Here is a 4966-nt window from a genome sequence, read left to right on the forward strand (position 1 = left end):
AGGGGTAAGTGGGGAGGGGCGCGGCCGCGGCCGCGCCCCTCCCCACTTACCCCTCTTGTTCACTCGTTCCGATGGGAGCGCTCCCGTATGACAGCGTCCGACATTCGTCCCGCAGCGAGCGGCACCGCCGCAGTAGGCGGCCACCAGTTCCCGCCCGGCTTCCTGTGGGGTGCGGCCACCGCCGCGTACCAGATCGAGGGCGCCGCTGCAGAGGACGGGCGCACCCCGTCGATCTGGGACACCTTCAGCCACACCCCCGGCAAGGTCTTCGAGGGCCACACCGGCGACGTCGCCGCGGACCACTACCACCGGTTCCGTGACGACGTGCGCCTCATGGCCGACCTCGGCCTGAGCGCCTACCGGTTCTCCGTCTCCTGGTCCCGCGTCCAGCCCACCGGCCGCGGGCCGGCGGTGGAGCGCGGCCTCGACTTCTACCGCGCGCTCACCGACGAGCTGCTGGAGCACGGCATCCAGCCGGCCGTCACCCTTTACCACTGGGACCTGCCGCAGGAGCTCGAGGACGCCGGCGGCTGGCCCGCCCGCGACACCGCGGAGCGCTTCGGCGAGTACGCGCGGATCGTCGCCGAGGCCCTCGGCGACCGCGTCCAGCTGTGGACCACCCTCAACGAGCCCTGGTGCAGCGCCTTCCTCGGCTACGGCTCCGGCGTCCACGCCCCGGGCCGCACCGACCCGGTCGCCGCCCTGCGCGCCGCCCACCACCTCAACCTCGGCCACGGCCGCGCCGCCGAGGCGCTGCGCTCGGTCCTCCCGGCCCGCGCCCAGCTCGGCATCACGCTCAACCTGCACCAGGTCCGCGCGCTCACCGGCTCCGCCGCCGACGTGGACGCCGCGCGCCGCATCGACGCCGTCGGCAACCGGGTCTTCACCGGCCCCCTGCTCAAGGGCGCGTACCCGCAGGACCTGCTGGAGGACACCCGCGGCCTGACCGACTGGTCCTTCGTCCAGGACGGCGACCTCGCCGCGATCAAGCGCCACCCGCTGGACGTGCTCGGCATCAACTACTACACGCCCACCCTGGTGTCGGACGGCGCTTCCGTCGACGGGCCGCGCAGCGACGGCCACGGCTCCAGCGCGTTCTCCCCCTGGCCGGGCGCGGACGACGTCGCCTTCCACCAGCCCCCTGGCGAGCGGACGGCGATGGGCTGGTCCGTCGACCCCACGGGCCTGTACGACCTGCTGATGCGGATGAACCGCGAGTTCCCCGACCTGCCGCTGCTCATCACCGAGAACGGCGCGGCCTACGAGGACTCCGTGGGCCCCGACGGTGCCGTGCACGACCCCGAGCGCGTGGAGTACCTGCGCGTCCACCTGGAGGCGGTCCACCGCGCGATGCGCGACGGCGCCGACGTGCGGGGCTACTTCCTGTGGTCCCTGATGGACAACTTCGAGTGGGCGTACGGGTACGACAAGCGCTTCGGCGCGGTCTACGTCGACTACGAGACGCAGGAGCGCATCCCGAAGTCCAGCGCACTCTGGTACGCGGGCGTCGCCCGCACGGGCGCGCTCCCCGACGCGGCGGAGGCGGACACCGCGTCCTGACGGACCGGCGGGACGCGGCGCACTACTCGGAGGGGGGTGCCGCGTCCCGTCCCACGCCGCGGAGGAACTCCGTCCACGCGGCGGGGGTGAAGGAGAGGGAGGGGCCGTCCGGGTCCTTGCTGTCCCGGACGTGCACGCGGTGGGGGGTGGTGGCGACCTCGACGCAGTTGCTGCCTTCGGTGTCGCTGTACGTCGACTTGCGCCAGGACAGTTCGCCGCTCATGCCTCACCCGCCATCCGCTTGATGAACCGCGCCGATTCGTCGGCGCCGAGGGCCTCCGTCCGGATCATGCCATGCCGTTGCGTCAGCGCACCCACCTGTTCGGGGTCCGCTGTCAGCAGACTGAGGGACTGCCCCTCCGTGAGGGCGAGGCGTTCGTGCTCCCGGGTCTCCAGCAGCACGATGGGCCCGTTGAGTCCGGGGTGAGCACCGGCGGCGAAGGGCAGCACCTGCAAGGAGACGTTGCGCAGCTCGGCCACCTCCAGCAGGTGCACGAGCTGCCGCTTCGCCGTGTCCGTGCCACCCACGGGACAGCGCAGGGCCGCCTCGTACACCACGAAGCTGAACTCGACGGGTGGACTGCGCCGCAGCAGTGACTGGCGTTCCAGCCGTGCCCGGACCCGTTCTTCCAGGACCGCGTCGTCAAGCGGCGGCCGGTGCGCTCCGAGCAGCGCGCGCACGGTGGCCTCGATCTGGAGCAGCCCGGGGATCAGCAGCGGTTCGTACGACCAGAGGCTCACCGCCTCCGCTTCGTAGCGGAAGAAGTCCTGGGACCTCGCCGGAAACTTCTCCGGCTTGAGGTACGCCTCCGCTGCGGCCAGCTTCCCCTGGGCCCCGCACAGATGATCCGCGATCTGCAGGAAGCGGGAACTGGGCCGGCGTCGGCCCTGCTCCATGGACTTCACGGTCTCGTAGCCGTACGCCGCCTCGCGCGCCAACTGCTCGCGCGTGACGCCCGCTTGCTCACGCCAGAGCTTGACCTGGTTGCCGCAGTACCGCCACGCCATCGGCGGCTGGGTCACCTCGCCGGTCATACGCACCCACCCCCGCACTCCCCGTGGTCACAAGACTACGGAACGGCGCTGTCAGCCGCGTCCGAAGCTGTGGAAGCGGCCGATGGCCGTGAAGCCGCGGCGCGCGTACCACTGCCGGGGCCAGTCGTCCGCGTCGGCGACGAGGAAGCGGGTGGCGCACCCGGCGTCGACGGCCTCGCGCAGCGCCGTGGACAGGACGGCGTCGGCGTGGCCGCGGCCGAGGTGGGCCTCGGAGGTGATGAGGTCCTCGATCTGGGCGGTGCCGGAGGCGGGGTCGATGTAGAGGTCCGCCCAGGAGGCGACGTCGCCCTCGGGCGTCCGCGCGCCGATGAAACGGACGACGTCCGCACCGCGTCGGCGGACCTCGCGGCGGTCGACGAGCTGGCGGATGACCTCGTCGTCGGCCTCCGGGAGGAAGCCGCGCCAGCGCCGGGCGAGGGGGGCGCGGAAGGCGTCGAGGTCCACTTCCGCCGCGGGGCCGCCGTCCGGTACCGGGCCGGTGTGCAGCATGACGAGCTCGGCGCAGTGGTGGTAGCCGGCGCGGATCAGGGGCGCGGCGCAGGCGGTGCCCGTGGCGTCGTCCAGGACGGTGATCGCGCGGTGCTTCAGGTGGCCCAGCGCCTCGTCGGCGAGGGCCGGCAGCGCCTCGGGATCCACGGCGCCGTCCACGACCACGTGGTTGTTGCCGTGCGAGTACGCGTAGGCGTCGTCGAGGACGGCGAAGCCACCGGGGAGGTCGACGGTGCGCGCGGCCTGGCGGCGGGCGAAGGCGGTGACGAAGGCGCGGATCTGCGGCATTTGCGGTCCTGACATGGGGGCAGCCTAGGCCGGGCCGCTAGGGTCGCGTGCCATGGCGATACAACTCTTCGGCGCCGACGCGGCTTTCGTGGACCGGATGATCGCTCTGGCGGACCTGCCGTGGAGCAGCCGGGCGGTCGAGGACGCGTTCGTGGCCAACGGCTGGGAGGTCCCGGAGAACGAGGAGGAGGGGCCGGTCATCGGCTGGTGGGAGGTCCAGTTCCTCCCCGGGCGTGAGGAGGGCGTCGACGACTGGTGGCTGGAGCTGGGCGAACGGCCCGGCTGCATGGACGACGGGTCCCCCGACGCCGTGTGCGCCCACGCCGGATGCGGTGCGGGGAGCTACGTCCTGCACCCCTTCGCGTACTTCGCCGACCCCGACGACCCGGCCGAGTGGGACAACGAGTTCGGGCCCTGGCACAGCCGCCCCGACGTGCGGCACGAGGCGACGGCGGAGGACCACGACGCCGAGTACCAGCGGGTGGCCGCGCTGCTGCGCGACCGGCTCGGCGAGCCGGAACCCGCGGGCCCCTGGCCCTACGAGGACATCGACGCCATTCGGCACGTCCGCTGGTCGCGGGGCGACGCGTACGTGATCCTCCTCGACGGGAACGACGCCATGTCGTACGGCGCATACCGCCGCGCTGGCGTCGCCGTCCGGCCGCGGCGCCAGGACCGGTCCGGGCGATCACGTGCCGTACCCGGTGGCCACGGCCCGGTGCTGCTTGAGCCGGGTGATGTGCGCGGCGACGGCGCCCCCAGGCGACCCGTCCGAGACACGGTCCTTCATTCCCAAGGCAGTTGAGGAACTGGAGCCGCTCACGTAGCGTCAAAATTTCTGCAGCTGCAGTCAAGAGAAGACACGGGGGTGTCCGCGGTGGGTGTCGTACTGCCCGACGAGCTGGCGTACGTGCTCGACCTGATCGGCATCGCATGGCCGAACGTCGACGAGGACGACTACCGCGAGATGGCCACGTCGCTGCGGGACTTCGCGGACGACATCGACGGCGGTGCCATGGACGCCCACACCGCCGTGCAGGAGCTGCTGGGCGCGAACGCGGGCGCCGCGATGGACGCCTTCGAGGCGCACTGGGGCAAGGTCAAGGGCACGCATCTGGCCAATCTCGCCGAGGCCGCGCGGATGGGGGCGATGGCGCTCGACGGGGTGGCGATCGCGATCGAAGTCGCCAAGGTCGCGGCGATCGTCCAACTCGGCATCCTGGCAGCCGAGATCGTCGCGACCATCGCCTCCGCCCCCTTCACGCTCGGGCTGTCGAGCTTCGCCGGGGCCGCCGCGACCCAGGCGACCCGGATGATCGTGAAGAAGATCTTCCGCGAGGTCATCAACCAGGTCGTCGACCAGCTGATGTCCATCGCCACCGCCCCGATCTACGCCGCCTTGGAGTCGATGGCGGCCGACCTGATCATCCAGGTCGGTTCCAACGCCCTCGGCCTGCAGAAGGGCGTCGACCTCGGCCGGACCGCCGACGCCGGCAAGGAGGGCTTCGGCGAGGGCGTCGACGGCGCCAAGAAGCAGGCCGACAGCTTCACCCTCGCCCTTTCTCTTTAAACC

At 72.0% G+C, this 4966-nt stretch carries 6 protein-coding genes; 3 read left to right on the top strand and 3 right to left on the bottom strand.

From position 1 onward, the window contains the following. The first annotated feature begins 87 nt into the window (after positions 1–87). Complete coding sequence (locus tag PV350_RS44385) at positions 88–1560, top strand: GH1 family beta-glucosidase (RefSeq protein WP_499512012.1); 1473 nt, start codon at positions 88–90, stop codon at positions 1558–1560. Between the two features lie 22 nt (positions 1561–1582). On the opposite strand, the gene PV350_RS44390 is transcribed toward PV350_RS44385, so the two are convergent. Genes PV350_RS44390 through PV350_RS44400 form a run of 3 tightly spaced genes read right to left on the bottom strand, consistent with a single transcriptional unit; the run spans position 1583 to position 3408 of the window. Further along, positions 1583–1783, bottom strand: a complete 201-nt coding sequence (locus PV350_RS44390; RefSeq protein WP_499512013.1) for a DUF397 domain-containing protein — start codon at positions 1781–1783, stop codon at positions 1583–1585. Next, positions 1780–2595, bottom strand: a complete 816-nt coding sequence (locus tag PV350_RS44395; protein ID WP_499512014.1) for a helix-turn-helix domain-containing protein — start codon at positions 2593–2595, stop codon at positions 1780–1782. Before PV350_RS44395 ends, PV350_RS44390 begins: the two co-directional genes overlap by 4 nt. Positions 2596–2646: 51 nt before the next feature. Further along, complete coding sequence (locus PV350_RS44400; RefSeq protein WP_499512015.1) at positions 2647–3408, bottom strand: GNAT family N-acetyltransferase; 762 nt, start codon at positions 3406–3408, stop codon at positions 2647–2649. 37 nt (positions 3409–3445) lie between these two features. Between PV350_RS44400 and PV350_RS44405 the strand changes: the two genes are divergently transcribed. Beyond that, complete coding sequence (locus PV350_RS44405; protein WP_499512016.1) at positions 3446–4198, top strand: hypothetical protein; 753 nt, start codon at positions 3446–3448, stop codon at positions 4196–4198. Between the two features lie 72 nt (positions 4199–4270). Then, positions 4271–4963 carry a WXG100-like domain-containing protein gene (locus PV350_RS44410; protein ID WP_500339045.1) on the top strand — a complete coding sequence of 231 codons (693 nt, stop codon included), beginning with the start codon at positions 4271–4273 and terminating at the stop codon, positions 4961–4963. Positions 4964–4966: the final 3 nt, after the last annotated feature.

The sequence above is a fragment of the Streptomyces sp. PA03-6a genome, assembly GCF_033792765.1.
Lineage (GTDB): Bacteria > Actinomycetota > Actinomycetes > Streptomycetales > Streptomycetaceae > Actinacidiphila.

What these genes read in the sequence shown, in the direction of transcription:
- PV350_RS44385 (WP_499512012.1), top strand. Translation starts at nt 88, where the DNA reads ATGACAGCGTCCGACATTCGTCCCGCAGCGAGCGGCACCGCCGCAGTA.
- PV350_RS44390 (WP_499512013.1), bottom strand. Translation starts at nt 1,783, where the DNA reads ATGAGCGGCGAACTGTCCTGGCGCAAGTCGACGTACAGCGACACCGAA.
- PV350_RS44395 (WP_499512014.1), bottom strand. Translation starts at nt 2,595, where the DNA reads ATGACCGGCGAGGTGACCCAGCCGCCGATGGCGTGGCGGTACTGCGGC.
- PV350_RS44400 (WP_499512015.1), bottom strand. Translation starts at nt 3,408, where the DNA reads ATGTCAGGACCGCAAATGCCGCAGATCCGCGCCTTCGTCACCGCCTTC.
- PV350_RS44405 (WP_499512016.1), top strand. Translation starts at nt 3,446, where the DNA reads ATGGCGATACAACTCTTCGGCGCCGACGCGGCTTTCGTGGACCGGATG.